The 13,500-nt window shown below is 40.5% G+C and carries 14 protein-coding genes, 1 other RNA gene and 1 other annotated feature; of the genes, 4 read left to right on the top strand and 11 right to left on the bottom strand.

Annotated elements, in window-relative coordinates:
• Positions 1-21: 21 nt before the first annotated feature.
• The 7 genes from IEX94_RS02725 to IEX94_RS02755 form a co-directional block, all read right to left on the bottom strand.
• Positions 22-735: a sensor histidine kinase gene (locus tag IEX94_RS02725; RefSeq protein ID WP_188855929.1), complete on the bottom strand. Its 714-nt coding sequence runs from the start codon at positions 733-735 to the stop codon at positions 22-24.
• A 30-nt stretch (positions 736-765) separates the two neighbouring features.
• On the bottom strand, positions 766-1,602 hold the full coding sequence (locus IEX94_RS02730; protein WP_188855930.1) for an SAM hydrolase/SAM-dependent halogenase family protein: 837 nt from the start codon (positions 1,600-1,602) through the stop codon (positions 766-768).
• Between the two features lie 54 nt (positions 1,603-1,656).
• Positions 1,657-1,907: a binding site (T-box leader), on the bottom strand.
• A gap of 87 nt (positions 1,908-1,994) precedes the next feature.
• Positions 1,995-2,381: a hypothetical protein gene (locus tag IEX94_RS02735; RefSeq protein WP_156854719.1), complete on the bottom strand. Its 387-nt coding sequence runs from the start codon at positions 2,379-2,381 to the stop codon at positions 1,995-1,997.
• A 216-nt stretch (positions 2,382-2,597) separates the two neighbouring features.
• Positions 2,598-2,785: non-coding RNA, 6S RNA (gene ssrS, locus IEX94_RS02740), on the bottom strand.
• Between the two features lie 53 nt (positions 2,786-2,838).
• The gene (locus tag IEX94_RS02745; RefSeq protein ID WP_188855931.1) at positions 2,839-3,546 is read right to left on the bottom strand and encodes a CBS domain-containing protein; all 708 of its coding nucleotides are present in this window, start codon (positions 3,544-3,546) and stop codon (positions 2,839-2,841) included.
• 118 nt (positions 3,547-3,664) lie between these two features.
• Entirely contained in the window at positions 3,665-3,925 is a 261-nt protein-coding gene (locus tag IEX94_RS02750) for a hypothetical protein (protein ID WP_156854723.1), read from the bottom strand.
• 11 nt (positions 3,926-3,936) lie between these two features.
• Positions 3,937-4,368: an OsmC family protein gene (locus IEX94_RS02755; RefSeq protein WP_229782535.1), complete on the bottom strand. Its 432-nt coding sequence runs from the start codon at positions 4,366-4,368 to the stop codon at positions 3,937-3,939.
• A 501-nt stretch (positions 4,369-4,869) separates the two neighbouring features.
• Here IEX94_RS02755 and IEX94_RS02760 point away from each other — a divergent pair.
• The 4 genes from IEX94_RS02760 to cydS all read left to right on the top strand — a co-directional run bounded on the left by IEX94_RS02760 (position 4,870) and on the right by cydS (position 8,325).
• On the top strand, positions 4,870-5,646 hold the full coding sequence (locus IEX94_RS02760) for an NRDE family protein (protein ID WP_156854727.1): 777 nt from the start codon (positions 4,870-4,872) through the stop codon (positions 5,644-5,646).
• Between the two features lie 203 nt (positions 5,647-5,849).
• On the top strand, positions 5,850-7,193 hold the full coding sequence (locus tag IEX94_RS02765; RefSeq protein ID WP_156854729.1) for a cytochrome ubiquinol oxidase subunit I: 1,344 nt from the start codon (positions 5,850-5,852) through the stop codon (positions 7,191-7,193).
• The gene (locus IEX94_RS02770) at positions 7,193-8,206 is read left to right on the top strand and encodes a cytochrome d ubiquinol oxidase subunit II (protein WP_156854731.1); all 1,014 of its coding nucleotides are present in this window, start codon (positions 7,193-7,195) and stop codon (positions 8,204-8,206) included. Before IEX94_RS02765 ends, IEX94_RS02770 begins: the two co-directional genes overlap by 1 nt.
• Before the next feature lie 5 nt (positions 8,207-8,211).
• Positions 8,212-8,325, top strand: coding sequence for a cytochrome bd oxidase small subunit CydS family protein (gene cydS, locus IEX94_RS20215; RefSeq protein ID WP_373290785.1), 114 nt, complete (start codon positions 8,212-8,214; stop codon positions 8,323-8,325).
• Between the two features lie 238 nt (positions 8,326-8,563).
• On the opposite strand, the gene cydC is transcribed toward cydS, so the two are convergent.
• The 4 genes from cydC to IEX94_RS02790 all read right to left on the bottom strand — a co-directional run bounded on the left by cydC (position 8,564) and on the right by IEX94_RS02790 (position 13,363).
• Complete coding sequence (cydC, locus tag IEX94_RS02775) at positions 8,564-10,279, bottom strand: thiol reductant ABC exporter subunit CydC (RefSeq protein ID WP_156854733.1); 1,716 nt, start codon at positions 10,277-10,279, stop codon at positions 8,564-8,566.
• Positions 10,276-12,006, bottom strand: a complete 1,731-nt coding sequence (gene cydD / locus IEX94_RS02780; RefSeq protein WP_188855932.1) for a thiol reductant ABC exporter subunit CydD — start codon at positions 12,004-12,006, stop codon at positions 10,276-10,278. The genes cydC and cydD overlap by 4 nt, the downstream gene beginning before the upstream one ends.
• A gap of 691 nt (positions 12,007-12,697) precedes the next feature.
• Entirely contained in the window at positions 12,698-12,913 is a 216-nt protein-coding gene (locus tag IEX94_RS02785; protein WP_156854737.1) for a YdbC family protein, read from the bottom strand.
• 15 nt (positions 12,914-12,928) lie between these two features.
• Complete coding sequence (locus IEX94_RS02790) at positions 12,929-13,363, bottom strand: universal stress protein (protein ID WP_188855933.1); 435 nt, start codon at positions 13,361-13,363, stop codon at positions 12,929-12,931.
• Positions 13,364-13,500 lie beyond the last annotated feature (137 nt).

The following is a 13,500-nucleotide window of genomic DNA, read 5'->3' on the forward strand; positions in this document are numbered from 1 at the left end:
AGGCTCTTTTTTGTTCAAACCTCAAATTTCTTCATTACAGGAATGCTCCGTTTGTAAAGCTCTTACCGCTAAACGGGTATCTTCCAAACTTTCTTTTGCCAACTGTTTCAATTCATCATATGCAGTGTCCTTTTGCTGAATCGATAACATTTCTAGACTCATGATCAATGCAGTCAAGCGGTGTCCGACCGAATCATGGAGGTCCCTTGCAATCCTTGTCCTTTCCTCTAATCTGGCATTATTCTCTGCATTTATATGAAAGCGCTTCATTGTGCGATACTCACCGAGGAGCTCTTCATAGATCTCCTGTTGCTCCCTTCTCTCAACACACATCTGGTTGACAATAAAGCAAAGAATACCAACGAATAGATAAAGAACGACTCGCTCAACCGTCAATTCATCTGGTAATCCTAGTAAAAGGAGAAGCAGACCCGCTTGAATAAAGAGGATGATCTGATTCTGCTTTTCCAGGCGAAAAGCTGCATCCAACACAATATACAAGAGTAACAATGCTGTTGCTATCGCTTCCTCGGTGAAAAAATATCCATGAGCGGTAAGAATTATTAACAGGGCAGTGTATTTCCAGATTAGAAAACGAGGAATCGTTAGCAGAAAATAAATCCCGAGTGTAACAGCAAATGCAATAATCGAAACTGCTTGAAACGTACTGTTAAAGCTAATTTCATATAGCCATAATATGCTAAAGCTAATGATTCGAATCCAAAATACCCTCATCGTCTCACACCTTTAAAAAAAGAAATGCGTTTATTTCCCAATTATAATCGTCCAATTCACCCCAGAACGGATATGATACGCATCGGCAAAGGACCCCTGATTGATCGCTATTCCCAGATTATCAATGGAATTCACAAATAATAAGGGCTCACCAAGGCGCCTGTCTGCAAATGATCGATCAAAAGTAATTAAATTTTTATATACTTTTGTCGAGTTATGCACAATCGTCACTTCAACCGCGTCTCCATACTCAATGCCTGCTTTTTTAAAAAGTTCGCGATTGATATTCGTCCATAAGTTACCAAAACGGCTATCGAGAATATCAATATTTCCATGAATAATACCGTTTGAATATGTCGCTTCAGGGATTCTTAGCTTTATCACATCGTCAAGTGAGAGTTCCGGACCGACTTCCTCAAAACTAATTACACCAGCCGCAAGTCTTGCTCCCGTAAAGGCATATACATCACGGCCATGGAATGTATACGATTCACCAGATCGGGGGAGGCGATTTATATTTTCATCAATGACGCGAGCCGCAACAATCCCCGTGCTATGTGCAAGATGGGTAAGTGTCCCATTATTCGGTGTTACGATATAATGCCCGTCCTTTGTTTTCGCCACAATGCTTAAACGTTCCGTTCCGACACCAGGGTCGACAACGGAAATAAACACGGTCTCTTCTGGCCAGTAAGCAACCGTTTGGTATAAACGATACGATGCTTCCCAAATATTATATTGCGGGATTTCATGTGTTAAATTAGATATCCTAAGTGTTGAATCAACGGAAAAAGCAACCCCGTTCATTGCACTAACTGCCCCATCATGTAATCCGAAATCTGTTTGTAGAACGATATGTTTATTCAACTAAATCCTCCCCTTCTTCGCAAAACATAAAAAACCCACGTCAATATCATAATTGATAAGGACGCGGGTTTACAATTCGTGGTACCACCTTATTTCACTGTAAGTTCACACTTACAGCCTCATTAAGTACAACATCTATACTTTAGTTTTGATAACGAGTCGCCAACTCGGCACAACCTACTAGATTCCGTTCAGTCTGCAGCTCGGAGGCCATTGTTCGTGACGTCAATTTTGCTTCTTTTCACCAGCCGAAGCTCTCTATCCAAAAATCGACTATCCTACTTTTCCCTCTTCATCGCTATTATTTGCTTTTTCGAATTACTGTTATTATATGCAAAAGACAGAAACATTGCAAGAAAAAATAAGAACACGACGAATTTACTAATGAAGCGTCATGTCCCTTCCTCCTTCTTCCGCTTTAATTTATGGATCTGTTCTAGTAGTTTTTTATATTTCACTCTAACATCTGGTGATTGCACAAGGTAAATGATCAGGCGAACGGTTAGAAATAACATCCAACCAACAAGATAAATATGAATAATGAACGTAATCCGGGCCCAAGTGTTTCCAGCCCCTACCTGTTCCATTAAGTAACTAAATGCACCGGCTTCTTTCTTTTCCCGCTGCGCAACCGTCAACAGGAGTAGAAGAGGTGCCAGCAATGCAAAGATAAGCGATAATACCGAGAGTATCCGGTACTGATACCTTACCCAAAAGATAATTCCGGTACTTAAGGCAAGCACAATAAATATGATGTAAAATATTAAAAAACCACCCATAATCCCACTCCCAACATCTGTAAAACGCTCTTTTTTCTATATCTCGATTATAGGTGGTGAGATCCGTTCTGTCTATGGATCGGAATGAGCATTTTAACCACGATCAAAGTGTTAGCGTCCTTACAAGCTAAGTATGTGATTGTCTTCGCAACGTCAGTACGAACAAACAAAAAAAGGCTAATCTCCAGTAAGGAAATCAGCCTTTTATAATATGTAGGTACAGCCACAATTGCCGTATTTCTGAAATAAAAAGTTTTAAACCACTCACTTTGTTCAAGTGGGTGTTTGCAGAAGCCTTCTTGTCTTCCGTTCAAAGACGGCCCGACATTCCAACTTCGATATAAAACTCCCTATTCATTATTTAGAGGTTAAAACTTAATTCCATACGAACATTGTAGCTTGTAATCATATTCTATACCTTATCTTAAAAAAACGCAATGGTAAAAGTTTACTATTGTTAATTTGGCTGTCTGAGTCCAATAATATCTAGGTTCGTAATGATTCCAATCAAGGGCTCCGTTTCCTTACCACTTTCCGTAATGAGTAAGGCTTCCAGGCGATTCCCTCTGCCAAATTGTTTTTTGAAAATATCGATCGCTTCTAGTACAGATGTATTCTTTGCAATAAAGCGGTAATTATCATTCGTTTCATATTCGAGGACTTCCCCCGCTGTCACTTCCATTGGCATTTTATTTGCTGCGTACATATTGCCGGCGAGCCAAAAAGTGATCGCCCGTTGACTGATCAGCCCCTTGAATTCCTGATGATCATAAACCGGAAACTTTGATATTTTCTTTTCATGAATAAGTGCAAGTAGATTGGTTAATGGTTCGTCATGCTGAAATGAAATGACCTCTTTAATAAACTTCGGTGACACGATCCTTGGTTGGAGCAATTCTTTTTCAATTCGTTCCACCCGCTTTACTGTAGACTCATGCGGTTCTGCTATTACATGAGCCATATCGACTTTATTATGAACAATCGCATTTCGTAATTCTGCAAATTCAAGCAGATCATCACTATATCTTCCAACAATCGCATTTCTATTCTTCAACATATGTACCATTTTGGAAAAACCAATATTCCGTCCATTATTAATAATTGCCCGTAACTTCTTCTCGATTCGATTAAAGGCAGTCAAAAATCGTTCTGAATTCTGATACATTCCTATTCTCCTAGACTATTAATAAAGTGAAACTCATTCAGTGGGGGTTTCCTTACCACTCCCACTGAATATTAGTTTCTTATACACTGAAAAATGAGACAGCAACCATACTGTCCCATTAAGCCATATAAATAACAAATGCGATAATCGAGAGAACTGTTGCAACGATATATATCCAAGACATAATAGGTACATTACTGCTCCAAGAAGATGTTTCATATTCCAAAGATCGCTGCAGTTCGTCTTCAATCGTTTGACCACTTTCTTTGTATGCCTTTTGCTTGTGTTCTTCTTCTTTTAAAACCCTATATGTCAGAACCGTTGCAATAACACAAACGACTATAATCAAACCAACTGTAAAAGCATTAAAATCAAGCATCATTTTCCCCCTTAATCAAGGTCCATTGTGACCTGGTCTCCTCCATTCAATGAATAACTTGCTGTAATTTCCGCGTTTAATGAATAAACAACGGAGCAATATTTATTTAACGATAACTCAATCGCCCGGTATAATTTATCTTCCGGGATGTCACCGTTCACTGTGTAATGCAGATGTATATCCTTATAACGACGCGGATGACTTTGAGACCTGTCTCCCTTTGCCTGAACATGGAAGGCCTTTGGTGCAAGTTTCATTTTCTCTAAAATCGAAATAATATCAATTCCGGTGCAACCAATCACCGTTCCGAGCAACATTTCCATTGGAGTCGGTCCGCGCCCCTCTCCACCAAACTCTGGCAATCCATCTGTAATGAATGGATATCCTGAGGGAGTTACACCGTTAAAAGCTCTTTTCCCTTCCCATTCCATCTTTAATTCCACAAGAAGCCCTCCTCCGTCAGTTGAAATATATCCAATAGACCACTGAATATTTAAGGAATTACCTTCTTCTATTACAACACAAACGAATTGAAAATACTACACTTTGACCTTAGTTTATCATCGTAATTACAATTATAATACATCTTTCTTCATTTGTAAGTATCCTCATCATAAGCTAAAACAACGGCACTTCGATTGACCTTCAATTGTTCAGCTCATTTTCTTTCAAAAGGTAATTTTTCCTCAAGGGAATTCACCATATGAAATCTTCCTCTCTAGTTCATCAACGATTTGTAAATATAGTGGTTGTTCACTCTTTCAATGAACTTTCCACATAAATGATGCCTTCTATCTCCGTGTTGAAATCAATTATTATCATAATAACATTTGGCTCATCATTGACACTCCACTTTGTTTGTCGGATGCGTGACGATTGCAAAGCTTTAAATTGGTGGACGGGAATGGCCGGGCGTATAATATATAGTTAGGAGGTGATTAGTAGTGTGTTTAATTCATTTTCATTTACAAGACCATCCGAATTATAAATTAATTGTTGCCGCAAATCGGGATGAATTCTACGACAGACCTACAGAGAAAGCTCACTATTGGCCTGATGCACCTTTTCTTCTCGCCGGACGTGATATGCTCCAGCAAGGGACTTGGCTTGGCATTACGAAAGAAGGACGATTTGCTGCTCTCACAAATATTCGTGATTTCTCCCTTGAAGGGAAAGATAAAAAGTCACGAGGGCATATTGTGCATGAATTTCTATCGACAACCACTTCTCCTAACCAATTCCTTGAAAAAATCCGTAACGAGCGAGATGCCTATGCCGGATTCAACATTCTCGTTGGTGATACAAGCGGACTCTTTCATTATAATAATGCAGACAATACGATTACTGAAGTGCCAGCAGGGCCACATAGTTTAAGCAACGCAACACTAAACACACCGTGGCCGAAAGTCGTTAAAGGAAGAACAAGGTTGGACGATTATCTACGTCAAACCGACCATGTAAAAACAGACGATTTATTCCATATTCTCGAAAATGAAGAAGAAGCTCCTGATTCAATGCTGCCGAATACGGGTATAGGATTAGAACTTGAACGAAAATTATCCGCATCCTTTATTAAAACGCCTAACTACGGTACTCGCTCAGCAACGGTCGTTCTGATTAACCGGGAGTATGATGTTGTATTTAGTGAACGAACCTATAAAGATGGAGAGCTGACAGCGGAAGAGAATTTCACCTTCACGTTGCCAATTTCTACAAAATAAAGTAATGATAATAATTCCCGTTGCTTTGTGCAAAATAAAGTAACGGGTTTTTGAAAAATTGTCATAAGTAGATGGGTCTTTCGCGTCGTTTATAAGCTACAATAGAGAGACGAAACTAGTTTTTACTATCGAACATAAGTAAAAACTGTTTTTCCTTATGTTCAATAGTACACGAACTTATAAAGAGAGGAAGGGAAAAGCTTATGTTTCATGATCCTGTATTTGCGAGCAGGATGCTGACACTGCTAACATTATCGTTTCATATTATTTATGCAACTATCGGTGTTGGGATACCACTTTTTATTATGATTGCACAGTGGCTTGGAATTAAAAAGAACGATGACCACTATATCCTTATGGCTAGACGCTGGGCTAGAGGATATGTAATTACAGTTGCTGTAGGTGTAGTTACTGGAACGATCATCAGTCTACAGCTTGCCTTATTGTGGCCAAACTTTATGGAACTTGCAGGTAATATCATTGCTTTACCTTTATTCATGGAAGTTTTCGCCTTTTTCTTTGAAGCTATATTCCTTGGTATTTATTTATATACCGGCAACCGATTTAAAAATAAGAAGACTCATTTTCTTCTATTGATACCTGTTGCCATCGGTGCTGGGATGTCAGCGTTTTTCATTACAACAGTGAACGGCTTTATGAACGCGCCGCAAGGGTTTGATATTGTAAATGGAACACTCGTTAATGTTAACCCAGTCCTTGCCATGTTTAACCTGGCATCACCTACGAAGATTGCTCACGTGCTTGCCGCGTCCTATATGACGGCTGCCTTTATATTAGCGGCAATAGCTGCATTTAAACTAATTAAAGGTTCGAAGCATACGTATCATAAAAAAGCATTGCATATGACGATGAAAATCGGGTTAATTTTTGCTGTTGCAGTAGCATTGATTGGTGACTTCTCTGGTAAATACCTGGCAGAATACCAACCAGAAAAACTTGCAGCTGCCGAATGGCATTTTGAAACGGGAGAAGGTGCTCCACTTCTGTTATACGGAGTACTCGATGAAAATCAAGAACCAAAATATGCAATTAAACTTCCTTACGTTTTAAGTATTCTCGCCTTTGGAAGTCCATCTTCTGAAGTGATTGGTCTCGATGAATTCCCTGCAGAGGAACAACCACCGCTTGAAGTGCATTATTACTTCGACACTATGATTACGATTGGTATGGTGATGATTGCAATATCCTTCTTATATTGGCTTGGATCACGGATGAGATACACATTTGTTGAATCAAACTGGTTCCGCTGGCTCATTGTTTTAGGCGGTCCACTATCCATGTTAGCTATTGAATCTGGTTGGTGGCTCGCGGAATTCGGCCGTCAGCCGTGGATCATGCGCGGTATTATGACAGTCAGCGAGGCTGCCACGACAAGTGATTATGTTGGATTAATGTTTGTGCTATTCGCTCTTCTTTACCTTATCTTGGGAATTGGAACAATTGTTATTCTACGTAAAATGTTTGCAAATAACCCGCTCGAAAAAGAATTAGCGAAAGTTCAATCTACACAAGGTGGTGAGCAGTAATGAGTTTAGAAATATTAGGGATTTCCGTACTGTGGACCTTCTTATTTGGATATGTCATCCTCGCTTCCATTGACTTTGGTGCTGGATTCTTCAATGCTTATAGTATATTGATTGGTAAAGAGAAAATCCTATCAAAGGTTATTCAGCGGTACCTATCACCAGTATGGTCCGTGACGAACGTGTTCTTTGTATTTTTCTATATTGGGATTGTTGGATTTTTCCCGAAAACGGCGACTTACTTCGGAACAATCTTACTAATTCCAGGCAGTATCGCTTTGATCTTGATGGCAATCCGCGGTTCCTACTATGCCTTTGAATCGTATCGAGCCGGTCATAAAGGGTATGCCACCATGTACGGTATTGCAGGATTGCTTATTCCGCCAGCTTTATCGGTTGTGCTTGCAATTGCTCAAGGTGGATTTGTAACCATTGAAAATGGAACTCCACAGCTTGACTATTTTGCATTATTTACGAGTCCATTATCCTGGTCCATCGTCGTTCTTGCCATTATAGCTGTATTATACATTTCTGCAGTATTCCTAACATGGTATGCAGATAAAGCGCAAGATGCTGATGCGAGAGACTTGATGCGCAGATATGCGTTAATTTGGGCTATCCCATTAATCGTAGCAGCTTCGGGGATTATTATTGAACTCCGCTACCATAACTACATGTTGTTCGAAAATCTGCTGAACCTATGGTGGATGTTTGCCGTTTCCTTTGTGCTGTGGGCATTGACTACGTGGTTCATTTGGAGAAAAAGAAGTTATACAGCTGCGTTGTGGTTGTTAGTCGGTCAATTTGCATTTGCATTTTTCGCATACGGTATTGCCCATTATCCTTACCTGCTTTACCCGCACTTGACGATTCATGAAGGCTTCACCAACCAAGCAATGGCTATTTCGCTTGTTATCGTCTTCGTACTCGGGCTCGCATTACTGATCCCGTCGATCTATTTATTATTAAAACTGTTCTTGTTTGATGAGGAATATATCCAAGGTAAGAAGGAGTGAACGAAATGTTTAATGATTTTCTAATGTTTGTTGCTCCAGGATTAGTGATTATCATAGCCATCATCCTCGCTTTTATTGTTGCCGACAAAGATGATGCTTTTGGAGATAAGGAAAATTGAACCTCTTATGACTGAAGTTACGAGTGTTCTTGGTTTATTCATAAAGTGAAACTTCAGTCAGTGGGGCTTTCCTTGCCTCCCCCACTGAATGTTAGTTGAACAGAATCAGGGTTTTACGGACTGTATATCCCCCATCTTCACATGTAGGGCTACCCTCATATTTAGAGGTGGGGGTATTACAGACCGTTAATACGTGATATTAAAAAAGTGATTGCCCAAAAGAGCAATCACTTTTTTATTATGCGTGAAAAACGCTTTGTTCAATTTGTTTCAGTTCGTAAAAATAACCTTGCATTTCCAACAATTGTTCATAACTGCCGACTTCAACAACTTTGCCCTCTTCCATAACGACAATTTGATCCATTGTTTCCAGTCCATTCAAGCGATGGCTAATGAGGATAAGTGTATCATGTTTCGCTAGTTCAAATAATTCCTGATAAATATTAAAACTCGTAAGGGAATCCATTGATGACGTTGGTTCGTCAAGTAGCCAGAGATAGGAGTTCTTAAGCATTGTACGGGCAAGCGCCAGCCGCTGTTTTTCCCCTCCCGATAGATTGGCACCTTTTTCAAGCACCGCATCGTCCAGTTTGAACTGGCTTAATTCAACTTTTTCCAATACTTTCAGCAAATGCTCATCCGATACTTCATCCGCAGCGATTTTCAGATTATCTCGGATTGTCCCAAAGAAGAAATGGTTTTCCTGAAGGACGACATTTGCATATTTCCAAATGCTTTCTTGATTCAGCCCGCTAATCTCTTCTCCGTTAATCAGAATTTCTCCTGAATCTGCAGAATTAAAATTTAGCAACAAGCTAAGAATGGTTGATTTCCCAGAACCACTCGGGCCAACGATTGCCGTTTTCGAACCTGCCGGAAAATAGAGCTGAACATCATTCAAAGTTTGTCTTTCTTCTTCTGAATAAGTAAATGATACATCATTAAACGTTATAGCTGGGGAAGAAGTCAAGATTAGGTCTTCCTTCTCTTCTACTTCAACTGGTTCACTACCAACTACTGCTGATAATCTAGCTGCCGCTCTTCTATTATCCTCGAGATGACTAGGGAAAATCGCCATCGATGTCGTGTCTTCAAAGACAGTTAAAGAAATCATTAACAGCATCGCTAAGAAAACTCCATTCAAGCTGCCTGCTGCGATTAAATAAGCACCCATTCCAAGCACAACGACCGAGATGATCAGTGATACAAATGTATTTAATGATTCACTGTAAAGATGATGGACACCCGCTTTCTCCTGTTCCCGAACATAGGTTTCAGCCATTTGCTCAAGTGCTTCCTCTTTTTCTTCCAGCCGCTGATATATTTTCAAATCACGGAAACCGTAGAAGAGCTCTGTCACTTCTGTTGATAATTTTCCGCGTTCCTCTCTTAATCCCTGGTCGACCCGACGCTGCCTGATAGCGAAATACACTGGGACAAGCACCGTCGTTAGAAGAAACCCGACAAAAATAATAATGGCATGCGTAGTAGAAAAATATGCCGTGAAAAATATCGTACAGAAGAACACAAGAAATAGTACAATTGGCGGATAAAAGACCCGCAAGAAGAAGTTCTGTAATGTTTCCACATCCCCGACAATACGGGCAAGCAAGTCCCCGCTCCGGAACTTCTGGAAAATCTGTGGAGCAAGCGGCTCTAATCTTTCATAAAAAGATACCCGTAAATTACTAAGCATCGTAAACGTGCCACGGTGCGAGTAATAACGTTCTCCGTAGCGGCTAATGGCGGAGATGATTCCAAAGAGTTTTACCGTACCGACAAGCACCATCAAGGTATAGATTGGCGGAGCGAGTGCTGCTTGGGAAATTAAATACCCACTCGCTGAAAACAATCCGACAGCGGTAATCCCACCGATAAATCCACATATAATCGAGAGGATAATGTCTTTTTTCTCTTTAAATAATAGATGGATCACTGTTGTTAAATCCCTCACTTCCGCTCACCTCCTTGCTCTGCTGAGACCATAGAACGATAATCCGGATTCGTTCTTAACAATTCTTCGTGCTTCCCTTTTGCCACGATCTTTCCGGAATCAAGCAAGACAATCTTGTCCGCATGTTTAATCGTGTGCAGGCGATGCGCTACCGTAATAATGGTTGCATGCTTCGCCAATTCTTCAATCGATTGTTGTAATATCCGTTCGGTTCGTAAGTCGAGTCCTACAGTAGGTTCGTCAAATAGGATAATGGAAGGCCGCTTCAGAAAAGCCCTTGCAAGGGCGACCCGCTGTTTCTCTCCACCGGACAGTCCGCGTCCCGCTTCACCGACCGGAGTGTCATATCCTTTTTCCAAAGAGGCAACGAGCTCTGATATTCCAGCTTTTTCACCTGCCGCCTCAATTTCTACTCTCGCTCTCTCCCCTCTCCCGCCAATAGCTATATTATCCGCAATTGTTCCAGAGAATAAATATGGATGCTGGGAAATATAGCTTATTTCGTTAAACCATGCCTTTTCTTCATACTCTGAGAGAGGTTTTCCATTAACGAGAATCTCCCCCTCTGTATTAGCAACGAGACCTGCGATAACATGCAGCAAAGTGGATTTTCCTGAACCAGTTTTACCAATAATGGCGATTTGTTCATAAGGAGAAATCTCTACCGAAATATGATTTAAAGTAAAACCATTCTCTTCATAACGGAAGCAAACATCCTTTAATTCAATGGCAGGCGGTTTTCTTACCTCAAATACATTACTCCCCCATTCCACCGGCATGTCCGGTGTGTCGAGTTCCTTCTGCAACTTGTTGAAAGCACCACTACTGCCTCTTCCAGTATGAAAAGCATTTCCAAGTTCCTTTAACTTATTGTAAAATTCCGGTGCAAGCAAAAGCATAAGAAAACCGGTGAAAAAACTAATGTTTTGGAAAATGATCAAACGGAATGCAACTTCAAGTGCGATCAATCCCATACTAAGCATCGAAATGAATTCCAGTGCGAACGAGTTCGCGAAAGCCGTTTTGAGAACAACCATCGTAGCATCCCGAAAGTTCAGACTGCTTTCCTCTATTTCTGCTTTTTGTTCTTTTGAGCGACCATATAACTTAAGAGTCGTCAGTCCTTGCAGTGTATCAAGGAACTTTCCTGAGAATGCCGCCATTTTATCGAGCTGTTCCTCCGATTTATCCTTCGTATTAAAACCGATAATTACCATAAAAATCGGGATGAATGGTGCGGTAATTATAATGATGATTCCAGTCGTGAAATGTTCGGCAAAAATCGTAATAAGTAGCATGATGGGAATGATAATAGACTGGATAACTTGGGGGATGTAGCTACTATAATAATCGTCTATTTCATCTACCGTATCCATCATGACACTCACTTTCTCGCCGGACCTTCCGTACATCGCTGCTTGCATATTCGTCTTAGAATATTTACGAAGCAGCTGGCTTCTCAGTCCTTGCTTTACAATTGCTGCAAGACGGACCCCCGTTTTTCCATTTCCATAATTAAATAAAGTTCGTCCGAGCAATGCTGCAAGTAATAAGGCAAGATATGGTAAAAGGTCAGCAAAAGCTGTTCCTTGTAAAAATGCTTCATTTACGATATACACAAGCAAGTAGGCTTGAGCAATAATACTGATCCCACTAAGCAGTGAAAATAAAATCATCAGAATCAGTCTGCCTCTATGGTCTTGTGCCAGATCCTTCCAACTGTGCATGTATTGTTCCTCCTACTAAGAAGTGAAGTCTTTCACATAAGTATAACCGATTCATCACCCCACAGTAAAACAAGAGACCCTACGTTAACAAAGCTGTCGAAATTACAAAAAGGATGAACATTTTCTGTCCATCCCTTTTTGTGCTTACTTTCATAAAGCTTAAGTGCAACTTTCTTCTGGAGGTCCGCAGTCCAGACACCTCTCGCACCTGCTGAGCGGCTGGTGAGCCTCTTCGCGGGCAAGCCCGCGAAGAGGCTCACCTAGGCCTATCGACGAACAGGAGGTTCTAATGCCGGCATTGGTCACAGGACGTGACCGTACTTAGCCGGCCTCCCGCAGGAGTCTCGAGGTGTCTGTACTGCTCTGAGGAAAGGCCTAATTTAGAACACTATTTCATATTCTTATCCCATTCGCATGTTCAACTTCAGTTTTATCTTTCCATTAGTGTTTCATCTAGCTTTATGAGGAAACAACTGAGGGTTATTTTCCCATCAGCATGTTCTTCTTACTTTAATGGGAAAACAACTGGGGTTTTTTCTCCCATTCACATGTTTATCTTACTTAATTGGGAAAGCATCCGTCCACCGGGCAACTGAACGGCGATTAGAGCGCCTTAATTAGTGAAAGAGCAAAAGGACTTACCCTGTATGAACGGAATCCACTGTTCAGGCAGCGTATATTCAGTTATTATTCAGTTGAAACTTCCCAAGCTTTCTTTTAGTTTAAGTACTTCTTCTTTTGTCAATGTGATGCCTTTGCCCATTTTTTTGTGATCTGGGGCCCAGTCTCTAAGATCATATTTCGGATCCCTTCCATTCCAGCTGACGAGATTGAGCTCTTTCGTCCAGCCTTTTGGTGATTCGGATAGGACGACAATATTTTCAATGATTTCATATTGGATATCCATTACTCTACCTCTTTCCTATTTAATTACTAAAACTTTACTTGCTGCTCGTTGTACAATCGTGCTGCTGACGCTCCCGAGGAAGAGTCTTTTTAAATTGCTGAGTCCACGATGACCAACAACTACCATATCAATCGCATGTTCTTCTACATAATCACAGATTGCAACTCCCGGATTTCGTTGGGAAAAATCGGTTATGATTTCGGTGTGCACATTAAATCCGTTACCTTGTAACTCTTTTTTTATTTCTTCCAGTTTCGGATAGATGAGCTCGGCATCATTCATCGATAAATTACCACTTGCAGCCGTGCTATTACTCGTAATCCCCGGGGTTACTACCGTCACAATATAAAGATGGGAATCTTCAACTAATTTCGCTTGGGTTTTTGCTTCATCAATTGCTTTTCTACTTAATAGAGACGTATCATAAGCAACAAGGATTTTCCGGCCCATGGACTTCTCTCCCTTCCGTCTCTTTATCTTACCAAACAATTAGACATTCTTACAATAACTACACTGGTACTAAAAATGCAATTCATTTTCTTATTTCCCTTGCTTCTAGTATGCTTCATGTATACTACACACAACCA

It is taken from the genome of Oceanobacillus indicireducens (genome assembly GCF_014647195.1).
Lineage (GTDB): Bacteria > Bacillota > Bacilli > Bacillales > Amphibacillaceae > Oceanobacillus > Oceanobacillus indicireducens.